We start from the raw sequence: 16,815 nt of genomic DNA, 5'->3' as shown, positions 1-16,815 counted from the left end.
GTAAAGGAAAAATTTAAAAAAATAATGAAAACCGGAGGAATGAAACATGACAATTTTAGAAACGGCAGTTTTAGAGCTTAAAAATTACATCGACGGTAAGTGGCAGACCTCATCTTCAAATGAAGTAATCCAGGTAATCAATCCTGCAACACAGGAAGTCATTGCAAGGGCTCCGCGTGCCACCAAGGAAGATACAGAAAGGGCAATCTCAGTTGCGAAGGCAGCTTTTGAAAGTGGAATCTGGTCAGGCCTAACAGCACAGGAGCGTGCTTCCTACCTATATAAAATCGCTGATAAAATTGATGAACGTGCTGAAGAGTTGACGATTCTTGAAACAATGGACAATGGGAAACTTAAAGCAGAGGCAGGTTTCGATATTGCCGATGCCGCCGCGTGTTTCCGTTACTACGCTGGTTTAGTCCTTCATCCAGAAGGGGAAACTTATCAAGTTCCCGCTCCAGTACAAGCGATGGTTGTTCGTGAGCCAGTAGGTGTAGCCGGTTTGATTGTACCTTGGAATTTTCCTCTTCTTATGAGTGTCTGGAAAATCGCACCGGCCCTTGCGGCAGGTAACACCATTGTATATAAACCGGCTGAAGTGACACCTGTTACAGCAATGAAATTATTTGAAATCCTGGAGGAAGTAGGCATCCCTAAAGGTGTGGCTAATATGGTGATGGGCCGCGGCACTGTTGTCGGTCAAACCATTGCGGAAAGCAACGATGTTGACATTGTTTCATTTACAGGAAGTACGGATGTTGGCCGAACAATCATGAAGGCGGCCGCGGGCAACTTAAAGAAAATTTCCCTTGAGCTTGGCGGTAAATCACCTAACATCGTTTTTGCAGATGCAGATTTAGAGACGGCCGTCGATTACGGATTATTCGGCATCTTTTTCGGTGCCGGCCAAGTATGTTCATCAGGCAGCCGCATCCTGGTTGAGGAAAGTATTTATGATGAATATGTAAAACGCTATGTGGAACGCGCAAATAAAATCAAAGTAGGGCCTGGCCTTGCGGAAGACAGCAACATGGGGGCAATTGTCAGCGAAGCGCAAATGAATAGCATTTTGAACTATATTGAAATCGGCAAACAGGAAGGTGCGACACTTGCAGCTGGCGGTTACCGTCTTGTTGATGAAGACCTTGACAAAGGATACTTCATTGCACCGACTGTATTCACCGATGTAACACCTGATATGCGCATCGTACAAGAGGAAATTTTCGGTCCGGTCGTTGTCATTCAAAAGTTTAAAGATGAAGAAGAAGCTATTAAACTTGCAAATGATACAGACTACGGCCTTGCAGGCGGCGTCTTCACTAACGATGGAGCAAAAGGATTGCGAGTGATCAAGAAGGTACGGGCAGGCATTACATGGGTAAATGATTATCATCCAACATATGTCGAAGCGCCATGGGGCGGTTACAAACAGAGCGGGATTGGACGAAGTTTAGGAAAATACGGCTTGGATGAATACCAGGAAATTAAACAAATCAACATTAATCTCGATGTAAAACCGGTCGGCTGGTTTCCAAAATAATCGTCACTTACTTTCTTTAATCAAACCAAAAACCTAATCCAAATACGGATTAGGTTTTTTCAAACTGTCGAGAAACCTTTTAAAGTCTTCAAAAAGAAGGTAATGTTGTTTCTAAGCTTATAATAACTGAGAGTCAAGGTATTAAGCCATTTCGCAAGCTTATTTATTATGCAACAAAAGAGGTAGTTTATTAAACACTATTGGTATGTTCAACTACCCACGACTTATCACTAAACGTATGCTTGAATGGGATGCCTAAGAACATTAGCCTATCGGCAAATTTTAAATAAGGCTAATTCCTACGGTTAGATGCCTTATGCTTCATTCATTAGATTTATTCCTGCGTTAATACCTCGATCGCGGTGAGAAGAACAAAAAGGACAATCCCACTTACGAAGATTAAGATGTTTAACGTCTTTATTTTGGTAACCGCTATTACATAATGAACACAATATAAGTTAATAATTATTGCCTATAATGAATATGAAAAGGAAAGGAAGTCGACAGGTATATCAAAGAGTACTCTTATCAACGCTAAATATCGAGAGAAGGCAAGGTTATAATAGAATATATAAAAACGTTTAGGAAATAATCGCTGGATGCCAGAAAGCGTTCAATTAAATATTAAAGACCAGTCAGGGAACACGTTAGGAGTGAAGATTGATGACTAAGTTTTATTCGGATATGACAGTGGAGGAAGCGATATCATGTTTTCCGATAGGAAGCACTGAAGTGGAAGTTTTGGATGATTCAGATGATTTCATCGGATTTTTGACTATAGAGGCGTTATCTGCGGCAGTGCAGCAAAGTGATTTGACGAAGCCAATTTCTCATTTCATTACCGTTAATGCACCGCTGCAAAATTTACGAAATTACTCAATACCCTATGAACAATTTCAAGCATTCTTCGAGAGTGATTTATGCAGGGTTGTATTTAATGCCCTGTATGATGGCGTGTATATCACGGATGGTGATGGAACGACATTATTTATCAATCAAGCGTATCAGCGTATTACTGGAATAAGAGAAGAGGAAATCATCGGAAAACCGATGAGTTATTTAGTTGAGCAAGGCATGATATCCGTTTCAGCTTCATTGGACTCCATTCGAACGAAGAATCAAGTTACTTTGACACAAAGAATTCGAAATGGAAGAAAGATTATCGTATCGGCCACACCTATTCTATCGCCACAGAATGAAGTCATATTTGTCATTAATAGTGTTAGGGATATTACTGAATTAATCCGGATGAAGTATACGATCGACAGCCAAAAGTTATCTTTTCAACCTATTTCTCAATTATTGCCTGGCTCGGAACAGGTGAATTTACAGGAAATAATCATTGGTCCCTCTACAACTCCTTTATTCAAATTGGCTGATAAAGTAGCTAAAACGGATGCGAAGGTCTTGTTGCAGGGGGAAACGGGAGTAGGGAAGAGTTTAATCGCCAAGTACATACATGCCAAAAGCTCCAGGAAGGAAAAAATTTTCCTTGAATTAAATTGCGGAGCCATCCCAGCGAACTTGGTGGAATCTGAACTTTTTGGATATGAACCAGGGGCATTTACCGGATCCCTTAAGAATGGGAAAATGGGGATTTTTGAGAAAGTGAATGGTGGCACGTTATTTTTGGATGAAATTGGGGATTTACCTTTAGAGCTACAGGTAAAACTTTTGAAAGTGGTAGAAGAAAACAAGTTTATGAGAGTAGGTTCTACCGAAATGAAAGAAGTGGATGTCAGGTTAATTACAGCCACCCATCGCGATCTGGCCTCCCTCGTGCAAGAAGGATCTTTCCGCGAAGATCTTTATTACCGGCTTAATATCGTTTCCTTTGAAGTCCCGCCTTTACGCCAGCGAAAGGAAGAAACGATCCCGCTTTTAGAAATGTATTTGAAAAAATTCAATGAAAAATATAATGAAAAGAAAAAGATGACACCAGAATGCTATGAATGGCTGACGAACTATTCGTGGCCTGGCAATATACGTGAGCTTGCGAGTCTTGCAGAGCGGCTGGTCGTCACGACTTATGATGATACGATTGATTTGCCTAATTTACCATCTTTCATCCAGCCGGTCTTATCAAAAAAAACGACAACACATTCTTTGAAGGAAGCCGTTTCCGAGCTGGAGCGTTCCCTGATCCTGAATGCGATGAAGAAGTATGGGACTACAAGGGCCGCTGCCATCTCTTTGGATATCAGTCAAAGCGCTTTGGTGCAAAAAATGAAAAAATTTCACATTCGATTTGAAAACGAATCGAATTAGTTTTTTTGATTTGATTTCTACTCATTATTTATACTGTTACCCATGAAAAAAAGGTTATCCCCCTTATGAATTAAGCGTTTTCACACTTTGGCATGATTCCTGCATTAGTAAATACATGAAAGGGGAGATAACCATGAATATTTCTATTTTTTCTATGGCTAACAAATTGGTGACAGGAGCAAATTCTTTACAGCAGCTGACTGATGAGGTTACGCGATTAGGGATGAAGAATCCGTTGATAGTTACAGATAAAGTTTTAGTGGGTGCTGGGGTTGTGCAAAGGGTTGAGGATTTACTTTCTACAGAATGTGGTATTTTTTCGGATGTGAATCCAGAACCGGAAATTGAAATCGTTGAGCAATGTGTACGGTCAATCAAGGATGGAAAACATGATGGACTGATTGCGGTAGGCGGTGGAAGTGCGATGGATATTGCGAAAGCCTCTTCCGTCATGGCTACGAATTCAGGTAGCATCGAGACATATTTCGGTACGAACTTGATTGAAGTTCCAGGTCTACCTTTAATAGCCATACCGACGACGGCAGGAACCGGGTCAGAAGTGACGAATATTTCGATTTTATCGGACAAAAAAGAACAGGTTAAGAAGGGGATTGTAAGTCCGTATCTTTTACCGGATGTAGCGATTGTATCGCCCGTCATGACGCTGACTTGCCCGCCAAGTGTGACTGCTGCGAGTGGAGTGGATGCACTTGTTCATGCGGTCGAGGCTTATATTTCCAAATTTGCTTCGCCCGTTACGGATGCTTTGGCAATTGGGGCCATGAAGTTAATCGCAAAAAATTTACCAAAGGCTTATGCTGCGCCAGATAATCTGGAAGCACGGGAAGCGATGATCACTGGAAGCCTAATGGCAGGGTTAGCTTTTGGCAATGCTGGTGTTGGAGCTGTTCATGCCTTAGCTTATCCGCTTGGAGGCCGCTTCCATTTATCACATGGCGTCAGCAATTCATTATTACTGCCATTTGTCATGAAGTGGAATAAAATTGCATGTTTGGAAAGGTTCCGCGAGATTGCTGAAGCACTTGGAGAGAAAGTCAATCATTTAAATGATGATGAGGCAGCGGATAAGGCTATAGAAGCGATGACCAGAATATGCCGTTATGTTGATATACCACAGTCACTAAGTGAATTTGACATTCCTGAATCGGCTTTAAGTGAAATGGCTGCTGAGGCCATCAAACAAGTCCGTTTACTTCGCAATAATCCCCGTGCATTAAACGTCCGGGATATCGAAAAAATATACCGTTCAGCCTATGGCTTTTAAGTGGAGGAAACAATATGAAATGGAAAAACCGTCGCTACGGAGAAGAGACATCGTATATACCTGCGGGACCTTTTAAAATTAGACTGCCATTTGTCCATTATCGTTTTGAGTGGCCTGACTATGTTCAAGGCTTATTGATGTGCGCAGTTGACCTTGGAGCGATAACACTGCTTGCAGACCATCTGGGTATGCCTTTTGATGTGGCTCTAGCCGTCGTTGTCTTGAATGGATTATTATACTTGGCACATCATTTACTCGGGGACCCAGTTATACCAGGTTGGATTACACCTGCGGTTCCATTGCTTGTATTGTTCGTCGGGCAATTTCCCGAAGGACCTGATCGGGTCTATGCACTCGTTGCATTTCAACTAACATTAGGTATTTTATCGATATTGCTAGGAATGACCGGACTTGCCAGTAAGGTCGTTCGATTAGTGCCAAATGCAATCAAATCAGGCATTATTTTAGGAGCGGGTATTGGTGCTGTCGTTTCCATTTTTGAAGTGGGTGGAAAGTTTGATTTATTTCCTTATACAATAAGCATTTGTATCGGCTTTGCCTTTTATCTACTTTTTTCGAAAAGTTTTGGAAAATTGAAAATGCGAAATAAAGTTTGGATATTCGTAGGCAATTTAGGGATATTGCCAGCAATCTTGCTTGCGGTCTTTGTAGCCCCAATTTTTGGAGAAGCAAAATGGCCTGATATCCAATGGGGATTTAGCAGTCCGGATTTTGCTACGCTTTGGTCAGACTATACTGTTTTCGGTTTAGGTTTTCCTGCCTTGACCTTCTTTTTAAATGCGATTCCAGCTGTTTTTGCTACTTATTTAGTCGTATTCGGGGATGTGCTCAAAACTAAAGCGCTGCTTTCTGAATCCGATGAGATCAGGGAAGATGAAAAAGTGGACTATAATCCAAACAGAGCTCATTTAATTTTTGGTGGCCGAAATGTGATCATGAGTTTTATCGGACCCGATATAACAATGTGCGGTCCATTGTGGGCAGCCATGCAGGTCGTGGTTGTGGAACGGTTCAAGAATGGCAAGAAAGCCATGAATTCTTTCTTCGGCGGTGCCGGCTCGTTCCGTTGGGGTACGAATACAGGGTTATTCTTATTGCCGGTAGTCAGCTTGGTGGAACCAATTCTCGGTGTGGCCTTAGCCTTAACGCTTTTGGTTCAAGGATATGTTAGCGTACGCGTAGGCGTGATGCAGGCGAAGAGCCAACGCGACCTGGGAATTGCAGGGGTCGTTGCTGCCATCCTTGTTATAAAAGGTGCTGGAATGGCGTTTGCGGCAGGAATTCTATTATGTGCCCTTTTATATGGCAAGGACTTTTTCAAAGGAGAGAATGATAAGACATTTACAGATCATGAAGAAGAAGAGGAGATTAAAGCAGGATGAAAAAAGTAGTGGAAAAATGGCCAATTTATATAAACGGCGAATCTATTCATACAGAAAGTCATTTTGTAGTGGAAAATCCAGCAACATTGGAGCCTGTGGGCTATGTTCCGGACGCTAACGAAAAAGAGGCAAAGGCTGCAGTGGATGCAGCTCAGGCTGCTTTTCTGACTTGGTCGAAAACAAGTGCATACCATAGGGCGGAATTACTTGAGAAGTGGTACACGATCATTGAGAACAGGCTGGATGAAATTGCAACGATCATGACACTGGAACAAGGAAAGCCATTGGCAGAGGCAAAAGGTGAAATGAAATATGCTTCAAGTTTCGTGAAATGGTACGCTGAAGAAGCAAAGCGCAACTACGGAGAAATTATACCAGCCTCTGTTGCATCAAAGCGTATTTTAGTGCAAAAGCAGGCAGTCGGTGTCGTTGCTGCCATTACCCCGTGGAATTTTCCTGCTGCCATGATCACGAGGAAAGTGGCGCCAGCCCTTGCCGCAGGATGTACCGTGGTCATCAAACCAGCGGAACAAACGCCTTTGACCGCTTTGCTATTAGTTGAAAGTGCCCATGAAGCAGGTATTCCGGCAGGTGTGATAAATATTGTAACTACACAGAAACCGGGAGATGTATCAGACGTGTGGATGAATGATTCACGTGTTAAAAAGATCACATTTACCGGCTCCACTCCTGTAGGGAAACATCTAATGAAAAAAGCCGCAGAAACAGTAAAAAAAGTCTCGCTTGAACTCGGTGGATTGGCTCCCTTCATCATTGCTGAGGATGCGAATATCGAAGAAGCTGTAAATGGTTTAATTCAATCGAAATTCAGGAATGCTGGACAAACATGTATTTGTGCGAATCGAATATTCGTCCATGAGACAATCGAACAGCCGTTTTTACAAGCTTTTGAAGAAGCCGTTTTAACTTTGAAGGTTGGAAATGGAATGGAAGGAACCGATCTTGGTCCATTGATAGATGGAGCCGCAGTAAAAAAAGTTCAGCTTCAATTAGAGGATGCTGCAAGTAAAGGGGCTATCATCCATAACATCTCAAAAGTCGATGAAAAACAAGGCCATTTTATCGCACCAGCCATACTTTCCAATGTAACGGATGATATGCTGTGCATGCAGGAAGAAACGTTTGGGCCAATTGCGCCAGTCAGTACATTCAAAACCGATCAAGAAGCGATAGATCGAGCCAATAACACGAATTTTGGCTTGGCAGCTTATGTGTATACCGAGTCATTAAATAAGGCAGTTGCCTATTCGGATGCTCTTGAATATGGGATTGTCGGTATTAATGACAGTGCCCCATCCACTGCCCAAGCACCATTTGGAGGAATGAAGGAAAGTGGTTTAGGCAGGGAAGGGGGACACTATGGCATGGATGAATATTTAGAAGTGAAGTATGTATCCATGCAACTTGGCCAGTAAAAAAACTGAAGAGTCCGCGATGATTCTTCAGGTAAAATAAGAGTAGAAGGCACATCTAATATCGATGTGCCTTTTACTCTTATTAAATGGTTATTCCTTCAGATATGAAGGAGGGAAGGTCATGTTTCCAAGGATGACATCGAAGTCAGCACCGGTAGAGTTGGGAACGTTACTTGTATTACCATGGAAAGTCTCATTTGCAAGTAATGCAAAGGCCACCGCTTCCTTCGCTTCAGAAGAGTATCCCAACTCTTCTTGAGTCAAAACTTGAATAGAATTTCCAAGCAGTGATTGAATCATATTTAATAACGTTTTGTTATAGCTGCCACCGCCGCTAATAATCACTTCTTCAATATTAGTTTTTGGAAAGATGAAATTTCGATAGTTCTCCACAATCGACTTTGCTGTAAACATCGTTACTGTTGCTAAAATGTCATGACTGGGAAGTGATTCAAACATCTTTAATAGTTTTACTACATATTGCTTGCCAAACAATTCCCTGCCGGTTGATTTTGGCGGAGGGCTCATAATATAGGGGTGACTGAAAGTAGTAAGAATCCCGTTCTAAAAAACCCCCTTAATATGGACAAGGGGGGTTAGTAGAATATTATCTTTCAAGTTTGAGAGTTTTCCAGCTCGAAAAGGAAAGATACAATTATTTCGCTAAGCTTTCTGTCAATCGGTTTTCTTTCCAAATGACTGTAATGCCAAGGCCAATGACGATAATGACAGCAGCGAAAAGATAAGGGTAGTGGATGTTTACGTCAAAAAGCAACCCTCCCATAGATGGCCCGGCGATATTCCCTAAGCTCGTATAGGTGGAGTTCATTCCAGCAACGAATCCTTGTTCTTTCCCGGCAGCTTTTGATAAAAATGTCGTCAATGCCGGACGAAGCAGGTCAAATGCAAGGAATATGAAGCAAGTTACCACTAGTACTGCCAAAAAGCTAGAAATCATTGTGGAAGCTACCGCAAAAATGGCACCAACGATTAAACATAATTGGATAAGCTTCTTTTCGCCGAGAATATCTACCAGCTTTCCAAACATAAATACCTGCACAACAACTCCGAAAATAGAGCTTATTGTAATGATAATTGCAATATCCTTCGGCGTGAAACCGAATTTATGATCAGAAAATAGGCTAAACACAGTTTCATAGGCTGATAAGCCAAAAGCGAGTACAAATACAATGATGAACGCAATAAAGTAAAGCGGATTTAGTGATTTTTTTAAATCGCCCATAAAGTTTGTTTGCTTTGTATTAGCAGAAACTTTTGCAAGCTGTTCCTTTGTCATCGGCTCTTTTAAAATGAATATAGATGAAAGGCATGCTAAAAAAGCAATGGCCGCCGCAAGGAAGAAGGGCAAGCGTATACCATATTCTGCAACAAAGCCACCGATCCCGGGTCCTATTATAAAGCCCAAGCTAATTGCGGCTGAAATATAGCCCATTGCTTTTGGCCTTTCCTGAACGGATGTAATATCTGCAACATATGCCGTAACACCTGGCATGATGAAGGCAGCACTGATTCCCCCAAGGATCCTTGATAAGTAGAACACGGATACGTTTGTCCCTACACCGAAGATAAGTTCTGAAACACCAAAAAGGAATAAGCCGATGATGATGATTTTCTTTCTGCCGTAACGGTCAACCCAACGACCTGCGAATGGTGACATAACAAGCTGTGAAACAGCAAATACGGCAACCAGATAGCCCATCGTACTTCCTGATAAATGCATGATATTCATAAATGACGGCATAACGGGGATGATGAGACCAATTCCCAGAAAAGCAATGAATATATTGCTTAGAAGAATAATTAATACCGCCTTTTGTTCTTTAATTGGTTTATTCATGTTTTAACACCACTTTCTTTGTGAATCATTCTTGTGAAATACCTCTCCAAAACACTTTCCAAGAGGCTGCTAATTTATCCTTCAACCGTTTCTCATCATTGCCGTATACAAGCTCAAGCAAAATGGAATCCACAACTCCCAAGAAAGCATAGGTCGGCGTTATGGCTTCATCTTCGGCGATTAATTTGGCATTGATCCAATCATGGAATTTACATTCAAGGATCGCCTGCACTTTTTCCTCGATATCTATCACTTCCTGCCCGATTTCTTTTTCAAGATGCGCTGGCGGAAAAAAGGACATACGCAGCCAAAACTTTATATGCTCATTTTCTTGGAAAAGATCGATGACCAATTGTAGGAATCCAAATAAATCTTTTTCAGGATTTTTTGAATCAACTTTACTGAAATATTGGAGTTTCGAAGATAGCTCCGTCTCTTTCGCATCACGTAAAACTTGCAGAAAAAGATCATCCTTGCCTTTAAAATGAGCGTAAATGGATTGCTTTTTCATGCCGACTTCTTCAGCTATTTGAGAAAGCGACGCTCCTTCATAACCATGAATCGTAAAATATTTTAGAGCGGCGTCCTTAATTTCATTACTTTTCAATAATATCACCTCATAATTTAACGAACGTTCGTCAGTTATAATAGCAAATTAAATAAATTTATGCAAGCGAATTTGTTTATTAGAAGGTATTATGCCCAGAAATCATTCATAATTAGGCGATATATTTGAGAAGGACAATATTGTTGTTTCCAGCAATAGATATGCACTCAAGGCTTTTTACAAAATTCCCGCATATAATTCTATATGGATAATAAAGAGACAGGTGGGATGAAGTTGGATACGCTTGACATCAGAAAAGTGATTCATTACTATTACACAAAAATACAAGAAACGAATCATCCTTATTATTGGTACTGTTTGGCTGAGACTCAAGCTAGGGCCGGGTTAACAAGTGAAGCAATGCAAACGATTGATAACGCCTTGTCGTTTCCAAATCCTTATCCTTCAAGGCAGGAACTGCAAGACATGCAACTGAACCTCCAAACTGTTCTTTCAAGGGAAATGAACTCCAACAGAACAGTCATAGTGACCTCAAAGCAAGGCGATATTGATGGGGACGGGATAAAGGACAATGTTTTTCTAACCGCAAACAAAACCCCTGATAGCCCCTTTTGGAGGGATATAACTTTGGTTATCCAAAATGGGAGGACTCATCAATATCAACAAGTTCCCATAAAAAATAACTCAGGATATAATCCGACCATTTTTCTTGGTGATTTTACAGGTAATAAGGGGGATGACATTTTAGTGGTCATTGATACAGGAGGAAGCGGTGGTTCGATTTATGCGTATGTTTTTGCATATCTTAACGGTCAACTCAAGACCATTTTTAATTCAGATACATTCAATGAAACATATAAATACGATGTGAATTATGAAAACCATTACAAAGCAAAGGTGAACAGTACTTACCTAAAAGAAAGTTACATTCTTGACCTTACTTATAAGGATAAGGACTATTTAGCTGAAATATATAACAAGGATGGTGTACTGAAGGCGCCAATAGAAGGATGGGTCAATCCTTTATCTGGTTTATATCCGGTTGATTACAATAGGGATGGCATATATGAGCTCGAAGCGTATCAGAGGATCGCAGGGAGATACAATGCCGACTCACTGGGATTTGTACAGACCGTTTTAAAATGGAACGGGCTGGCTTTTGCTCCTGACCGGCAGAATGTGGCTATTTTTGGAGGGGAAATATAGCACAATGGAATAGAAGGTTCATGAACAAGGTACGGGAGAAATCTTCGCCCTAATGAAACCGGAAAATATTCTTGGCAATGGTTCAGCTGATTGTGTGCATTTACGAAAATTGTACCGGCTTTCTAAGAGGACGTGATGGTTTCTTTACTTCATCTAAGATTACACAAATTTTTTCAATGGGAAGTATCGCTAATTGGAATTATTAGTAAGCAATGCCTACACGTGATTTTAAATAATCGCTACTTTTTATTTGGCTGAATGCAAATTCTGCTGTATCCGGCACGGATATTTCAACCCCATCCTCCGGCAAAAAGTCACCTTCTACTCGATATATACCAACACTTTCTCCATGGGGCAAATACGTAGGACAGACAATCGTCCATTGAAGTTTTGACTGTTTAAGCATATCGTAAACTTTATGATGTTCTTTCGCTGCGCGGGTAGACTTTTGCTTTGATTCCCCAGACTGATAACGCAGAGAATTGGGGGTTGTTCTGCTTTGCAGGATTCCTGCGGTTCCAATGGTTATAATTCGTTGTATTCCTTCGTTTTCCATTGCTTCGATAATCATGGGCATACTTGCTGATAAAGTGGTTGTCCCATCAGTATTAAGCGCACTAATAACAACATCAATCCCATGAATGGCACGAACAATATCAGTTTTATTTAATACATTACCTTGAATAATGGTTAAATGGGCATTGTTTATTCCAATCTTCTCTGGAGTGCGTACTAAAACTGTAACATGATGCTTATCATGCAGACCGTAAGTAACTAATTGACCCCCAACTCGTCCAGTTGCACCCAAAATTAAAATATTCATAGAAACGAACCTCCTTTTTGCGAATACAATCATTCCACTAACATTATATCGTCATTTTCAACTAATGAAAGCTTTAGTGCATTAAGATATCATAATTCAGAGTCTTGCTGTTAAGGAAAATATGCGTTGATGAAAATACAAAATGGGCCGCTCAAAAGCTTAATGAGGGGCCCATTTGTATTAAAATAACAACATTTCTTAAACAAGACATTAACGACCACAATTCCTACTCTAATATTCCTGTTCTTTTTTCGATTTTAGAAAAGAATCAACTGAGTCATCTAATAATTTCTCCCGATTAGGATCTTCATTGACATCTGTATCCACTTCCATCACTTCGTTTAATCGACTAACCTGACTTTTTTGTTGAGCTGGATTATTTTTTTCGTTTGGCATATAAACTCCTTCTTGAACAGTTATTTTATATTTAGTATGAACAATTGATCCAATATGAAATCCAATATTGTGTAAGATTATTTCAGCTTCTTTCCCGAATTGAGTCCAGTTATCTTGATGGAAGGTTAAAACAATATACATGATTTTATTTTGGGTATTATTTACTGAATATTAAAAATATTGTAATATTTAGTTTGTGTTATTGTTTATTTGAAACGTAGTTTTATATTCAAAACAAGTGGTTTTCCTTGTGAAAAGTCAAATAATTGACAGGAGGTTTTTGTTATGAAGAAAAGAATAAGGTATACTTCTTTTGGTTTTTGGTTGGTGGTTTCAATAATTCTATCATTATCATTATTACTTCCTTCTTTTGGCCAAACTGCTGTAAAGCAAACAGACTTTAAAGTAACCCTATTAGGAACAGGTTCTCCACTTTTAAGTACATCCCGCTCCGGTCCAGCTACTCTTGTAGAAGTTGGTAATGAAAAACTCCTCTTTGATGCTGGACGTGGAACTGCTTTACAATTGTATAAAGCGAATATGTTACCAGGCAGTGTAGATAAGTTGTTTCTTACTCATTTGCATTTGGATCATACAATCGGCATACCGGACGTATGGCTTACAGGTTCTTTACCAACAGGAGGGAAAAGAGAGCAAGCATTTAACATTTGGGGACCTAAGGGAACCGAGAAAATGATGTTACATATGCATAAAGCATTTAAAGCCGATTTGGATGCAAGGAATGACTCTGGAAATGGAAACGTTGAAGGAGCAAGTATTATGGCAAATGATATCAAGGAGGGCATTGTCTATAACAAAAAGGGAATTGAAGTAATAGCCTTCAAGGTAGACCATAAATCAATTGAGCCCGCTTTCGGTTATCGGGGGGTTAATTACAAAGGACATTCTGTAGTTATCTCAGGTGACACCCGCTATAATGAAAATCTAATTACATTTGCTAAAGGTGCTGACGTAGTTATTCATGAGGTTGCTGCTGCAAAACCTGATAATGAATCAGAATCAATCGCCTATATACTTGATCTTCACACTACACCGGAGGAAGCAGGTAAAGTCTTTAGCCAAATACAACCAAAACTTGCTGTGTACTCACATATAGTATTATTGGGTGGATTAACAGAAGAAAAAGCTAATTTGCTCGAAAGAACTAAAAAAACATATGGAGGAACTGTTTTAGTAGGTAAGGATTTGTTGTCCATTGAAATAGGGGACAAGGTACAAGTACAGCAGCCAGGAAACAAGGCGTACCCGGGGAATTAAAACAGACCAGCTTCAGCTATTTCATGAAAGAGAGGGCTTACTTCAAAGGGAGGTTGCTGATGCAACCTTTTTCTTATGTTACTAAAGGGGCAGGCAGCGATAGTTGACTCAATTGATAAAATTGGAGAAGTGTTAATTCCAGGTGAAGAACCAGGTGAGATAGACTAACCTAAAGAGCATAGGAGTTATCATTAACGAAAAGGGCGCTTTAATTTAATAAAAGGAAAGCACATATTATACGTGACTAATATGTGCTCTTCTTTATAGGAATTTATAATGTTGTAGGTCTTAAAATCTAATGCTCTAATACCATTCACATGTTCTGAAGGTATATTGAATAAGGAAGTATAAATTAAAGATACCCATTTAATACTGTGCCAAAAAGATCGAATTCAGGATCTTTTGACGGAGTTATTGGAGGGGCTTCGGATCGCCCTATTGAAGAGTTGAAAACAGGCTTACCTTCATCTGACTCTACAGAGTTTTCGTCATTCTTTTTATACAATGGGTTATCAATCATACCCAAATCAACTCCTTTTAATAAGATTAACGAATGGTATGTTATTAATTCCCTAAATATTTTGATTTTATACTAATAAATATGGCGATGACTGGGATTCGTTGAAATGAACGGGTAAAAACTTGTCACCAATCGTGCTAAAATTTTTATTACAGGATGCTTAATGATTATTTTATGTTAATAAAAAAAGATTGGTACCGATTCTTTGATAAGATGATGGGTGTAATGAAATTCCAAGCAGGATCATTATCGATACCTGTACACGAATTTTTTTGTGCATCGCCCTTCTTAGTAGCAAAAGATTGAAAACATCATTCCATCCCTCCGATACACATTCTTACAGGACGCTCAAGCGATTGGACAAGTTCTATTCCTTTTGACTAAGAAGATCAAAGTGGAGTGAGAATCCTTTGCTTGTTAACAAAGAAAGCCCACTCAGAAAAGCCGATTTCCTTTAGTCTTTTTTTTACTTGTTCAAATTCATCTCCAATACGTTCAGGTGTATGTGAATCTGATCCAAATGTTACCTTCACATTATAGAAAAGAGCTCGTTCTAAAATGTCATCTGCAGGATACCACCCACCGCAATCTTTTGTTTTACCAGAGGTATTGATCTCAATGGCGATATCTTCTTGACTAATGATTTTTAACGTTTTTTCAATACTGTCAGTTTCAATGGATGAAAAGGCTGGGTAAAACCCTTTCATTGCATCAATATGGCCTAAGATTTGAAACACTCCGCTTTTTGCAGATTTCTGTATTAATTCATAGTATTCATCCTTTATTCTTGACTGTTCTTTAGAGGTCAAACCATTCCAACGCCCTCTTTTAAAAATGCTAATATCTTGAACATAATGAACAGATCCAATTATGTAGTCAAAAGGGTGTAAAAGATATTGATTACGGTAGACTTCAATGTGATCAGGGAAGAAATCACTTTCCATTCCTAATAACACGTGAATGTTACCTTCATATTTATCTTTTAAGCGAAGTACTTCTTCAATATAAGGGACAAGTTCACTTTTTGCCATTGCAATAGTAGGGTAGAGATGGTCGTCCTCACTATAAAAATATGGTGAATGATCAGAAATCCCAATATAATGCAAACCATATTCAATGGCTCTCTTTACATAATCCTCAATTGTGCCGATAGCATGTCCACAGCGGTGATGGTGAGTGTGCAGATCAAATTTTATTGAATTTGTCATTTCCTTAGGCCTCCTAAAATGAACAGATTGTCTTGTTTTATCATATCCAAAAATCACACTCTTTCTCAAGAATTGAAGGAAGATTTATACCTTCCTTTCAATTGCCTAGGAAATATGAAAAAAGTTTGGTAAGACCCCTCCAAAACAAATTTCTTTTTAACAATTTAATCTTATACATATCAATTAATGAAATTTAGTTCGAGTAATTGTATAATTGTTGAATTTCCTAGGCAAACTTAAATGATCAAATATGTAAAAGGAAAGGAAAGATACAGAATGACAAAGGTATTGTACATCACGGCTCATCCTCATGATGACAAGCAATCTTACAGTATGGCCGTTGGAAAAGCATTTATTGACACGTATAAAGAAGTAAATCCTAGCCATGAAATTGTGAATATTGACCTTTATAAAGAAAATATTCCTGAAATTGATGTGGATGTTTTCAGTGGTTGGGGGAAACTTCAATCTGGAAAGGGCTTTGAAGAACTCTCGTCGGAAGAGAAAGCAAAAGTTAGTCGACTTTCAGAGTTATGTGAGCAATTTATAGCTGCCGATAAATATATATTTGTAACACCTTTATGGAATTTTTCATTCCCGCCAGTATTGAAAGCATATATTGATTCCGTTGCTGTTGCAGGTAAATCATTTAAATACACCGAACAAGGCCCAGTAGGTCTTTTAACTGATAAGAAAGCCTTGCATATTCAAGCTCGTGGTGGTATTTATTCAGAAGGACCAGCAGCTGAACTGGAAATGGGTCACCGATATCTAAATATCATTATGCAATTCTTCGGAGTGCCTTCCTTTGAAGGTGTATTCGTTGAAGGACATGCAGCAATGCCTGATAAAGCACAAGAAATAAAAGAAAATGCAATAGCACGATCAAAAGATTTAGCTTCTACTTTTTAAAAAAAAGAGCCAACAACTGAAGTGAACCCAAAAAGTTAGACACTTTATTTACTTAGGCAGCCTTGAGGGCATGAACCCGGTAATCTACCGGGCTCATGCCTTTTAATTTTACCT

Annotated in this window: 14 protein-coding genes and 2 pseudogenes; 8 read left to right on the top strand and 8 right to left on the bottom strand. The window is 39.5% G+C overall.

Annotated features, from left to right (window positions below):
• Window positions 1-46: 46 nt before the first annotated feature.
• Entirely contained in the window at window positions 47-1,540 is a 1,494-nt protein-coding gene (locus V3595_RS13130) for an aldehyde dehydrogenase family protein (RefSeq protein ID WP_485907617.1), read from the top strand.
• Window positions 1,541-1,854: 314 nt separating this feature from the next.
• On the opposite strand, the pseudogene V3595_RS13125 reads toward V3595_RS13130, so the two are convergent.
• Window positions 1,855-1,992 (bottom strand): annotated as a pseudogene (locus V3595_RS13125) (IS200/IS605 family element RNA-guided endonuclease TnpB); the annotation flags it as partial.
• Window positions 1,993-2,203: 211 nt separating this feature from the next.
• On the opposite strand from V3595_RS13125, the gene V3595_RS13120 reads away from it, so the two are divergent.
• The 4 genes from V3595_RS13120 to V3595_RS13105 all read left to right on the top strand — a co-directional run bounded on the left by V3595_RS13120 (window position 2,204) and on the right by V3595_RS13105 (window position 7,932).
• Window positions 2,204-3,808: a sigma-54 interaction domain-containing protein gene (locus V3595_RS13120; RefSeq protein ID WP_485907615.1), complete on the top strand. Its 1,605-nt coding sequence runs from the start codon at window positions 2,204-2,206 to the stop codon at window positions 3,806-3,808.
• A 133-nt stretch (window positions 3,809-3,941) separates the two neighbouring features.
• Entirely contained in the window at window positions 3,942-5,093 is a 1,152-nt protein-coding gene (locus tag V3595_RS13115) for an iron-containing alcohol dehydrogenase (RefSeq protein ID WP_485907613.1), read from the top strand.
• Window positions 5,094-5,107: 14 nt separating this feature from the next.
• Window positions 5,108-6,496: a hypothetical protein gene (locus tag V3595_RS13110; RefSeq protein WP_485907611.1), complete on the top strand. Its 1,389-nt coding sequence runs from the start codon at window positions 5,108-5,110 to the stop codon at window positions 6,494-6,496.
• Window positions 6,493-7,932 carry an NAD-dependent succinate-semialdehyde dehydrogenase gene (locus V3595_RS13105; protein WP_485907609.1) on the top strand — a complete coding sequence of 480 codons (1,440 nt, stop codon included), beginning with the start codon at window positions 6,493-6,495 and terminating at the stop codon, window positions 7,930-7,932. The genes V3595_RS13110 and V3595_RS13105 overlap by 4 nt, the downstream gene beginning before the upstream one ends.
• 90 nt (window positions 7,933-8,022) lie before the next feature.
• On the opposite strand, the pseudogene V3595_RS13100 reads toward V3595_RS13105, so the two are convergent.
• The 3 genes and pseudogenes from V3595_RS13100 to V3595_RS13090 all read right to left on the bottom strand — a co-directional run.
• Window positions 8,023-8,475, bottom strand: a pseudogene (locus V3595_RS13100) (anhydro-N-acetylmuramic acid kinase); the annotation flags it as partial.
• Window positions 8,476-8,587: 112 nt separating this feature from the next.
• On the bottom strand, window positions 8,588-9,790 hold the full coding sequence (locus V3595_RS13095; protein WP_485907607.1) for an MFS transporter: 1,203 nt from the start codon (window positions 9,788-9,790) through the stop codon (window positions 8,588-8,590).
• 25 nt (window positions 9,791-9,815) lie between these two features.
• Window positions 9,816-10,406, bottom strand: a complete 591-nt coding sequence (locus V3595_RS13090) for a TetR/AcrR family transcriptional regulator (RefSeq protein WP_485907605.1) — start codon at window positions 10,404-10,406, stop codon at window positions 9,816-9,818.
• Window positions 10,407-10,823: 417 nt separating this feature from the next.
• Between V3595_RS13090 and V3595_RS13085 the strand changes: the two genes are divergently transcribed.
• Window positions 10,824-11,564: a VCBS repeat-containing protein gene (locus V3595_RS13085; protein WP_485907959.1), complete on the top strand. Its 741-nt coding sequence runs from the start codon at window positions 10,824-10,826 to the stop codon at window positions 11,562-11,564.
• 202 nt (window positions 11,565-11,766) lie between these two features.
• On the opposite strand, the gene V3595_RS13080 is transcribed toward V3595_RS13085, so the two are convergent.
• Both V3595_RS13080 and V3595_RS13075 read right to left on the bottom strand, forming a co-directional pair.
• Window positions 11,767-12,387, bottom strand: a complete 621-nt coding sequence (locus V3595_RS13080; protein ID WP_485907603.1) for an NAD(P)-dependent oxidoreductase — start codon at window positions 12,385-12,387, stop codon at window positions 11,767-11,769.
• A gap of 231 nt (window positions 12,388-12,618) precedes the next feature.
• Entirely contained in the window at window positions 12,619-12,924 is a 306-nt protein-coding gene (locus V3595_RS13075) for a hypothetical protein (RefSeq protein WP_485907601.1), read from the bottom strand.
• Between the two features lie 144 nt (window positions 12,925-13,068).
• On the opposite strand from V3595_RS13075, the gene V3595_RS13070 reads away from it, so the two are divergent.
• Window positions 13,069-14,061, top strand: coding sequence for an MBL fold metallo-hydrolase (locus V3595_RS13070; protein WP_485907600.1), 993 nt, complete (start codon window positions 13,069-13,071; stop codon window positions 14,059-14,061).
• A gap of 352 nt (window positions 14,062-14,413) precedes the next feature.
• Here V3595_RS13070 and V3595_RS13065 read toward each other — a convergent pair whose 3' ends face one another.
• Both V3595_RS13065 and V3595_RS13060 read right to left on the bottom strand, forming a co-directional pair.
• Window positions 14,414-14,581: a hypothetical protein gene (locus tag V3595_RS13065; protein ID WP_350299224.1), complete on the bottom strand. Its 168-nt coding sequence runs from the start codon at window positions 14,579-14,581 to the stop codon at window positions 14,414-14,416.
• Window positions 14,582-14,970: 389 nt separating this feature from the next.
• Window positions 14,971-15,789, bottom strand: a complete 819-nt coding sequence (locus V3595_RS13060; protein ID WP_485907599.1) for a histidinol-phosphatase — start codon at window positions 15,787-15,789, stop codon at window positions 14,971-14,973.
• 276 nt (window positions 15,790-16,065) lie between these two features.
• On the opposite strand from V3595_RS13060, the gene V3595_RS13055 reads away from it, so the two are divergent.
• On the top strand, window positions 16,066-16,701 hold the full coding sequence (locus V3595_RS13055) for an FMN-dependent NADH-azoreductase (protein WP_485907598.1): 636 nt from the start codon (window positions 16,066-16,068) through the stop codon (window positions 16,699-16,701).
• Window positions 16,702-16,815 lie beyond the last annotated feature (114 nt).

Origin of the sequence: Bacillus sp. CFBP9009, assembly GCF_036541465.1 — a bacterium.
GTDB lineage: Bacteria > Bacillota > Bacilli > Bacillales > DSM-1321 > Peribacillus.
This window is presented reverse-complemented; position numbering and strand designations above follow the sequence as displayed.

Excerpts from the sequence above, each read along its gene's own strand:
- V3595_RS13120 (WP_485907615.1), top strand. The coding sequence starts at position 2,204 with ATGACTAAGTTTTATTCGGATATGACAGTGGAGGAAGCGATATCATGT.
- V3595_RS13070 (WP_485907600.1), top strand. The coding sequence starts at position 13,069 with ATGAAGAAAAGAATAAGGTATACTTCTTTTGGTTTTTGGTTGGTGGTT.
- V3595_RS13130 (WP_485907617.1), top strand. The coding sequence starts at position 47 with ATGACAATTTTAGAAACGGCAGTTTTAGAGCTTAAAAATTACATCGAC.
- V3595_RS13105 (WP_485907609.1), top strand. The coding sequence starts at position 6,493 with ATGAAAAAAGTAGTGGAAAAATGGCCAATTTATATAAACGGCGAATCT.
- V3595_RS13065 (WP_350299224.1), bottom strand. The coding sequence starts at position 14,581 with ATGATTGATAACCCATTGTATAAAAAGAATGACGAAAACTCTGTAGAG.
- V3595_RS13095 (WP_485907607.1), bottom strand. The coding sequence starts at position 9,790 with ATGAATAAACCAATTAAAGAACAAAAGGCGGTATTAATTATTCTTCTA.
- V3595_RS13115 (WP_485907613.1), top strand. The coding sequence starts at position 3,942 with ATGAATATTTCTATTTTTTCTATGGCTAACAAATTGGTGACAGGAGCA.
- V3595_RS13110 (WP_485907611.1), top strand. The coding sequence starts at position 5,108 with ATGAAATGGAAAAACCGTCGCTACGGAGAAGAGACATCGTATATACCT.
- V3595_RS13055 (WP_485907598.1), top strand. The coding sequence starts at position 16,066 with ATGACAAAGGTATTGTACATCACGGCTCATCCTCATGATGACAAGCAA.
- V3595_RS13060 (WP_485907599.1), bottom strand. The coding sequence starts at position 15,789 with ATGACAAATTCAATAAAATTTGATCTGCACACTCACCATCACCGCTGT.
- V3595_RS13080 (WP_485907603.1), bottom strand. The coding sequence starts at position 12,387 with ATGAATATTTTAATTTTGGGTGCAACTGGACGAGTTGGGGGTCAATTA.
- V3595_RS13075 (WP_485907601.1), bottom strand. The coding sequence starts at position 12,924 with ATGTATATTGTTTTAACCTTCCATCAAGATAACTGGACTCAATTCGGG.
- V3595_RS13085 (WP_485907959.1), top strand. The coding sequence starts at position 10,824 with ATGCAACTGAACCTCCAAACTGTTCTTTCAAGGGAAATGAACTCCAAC.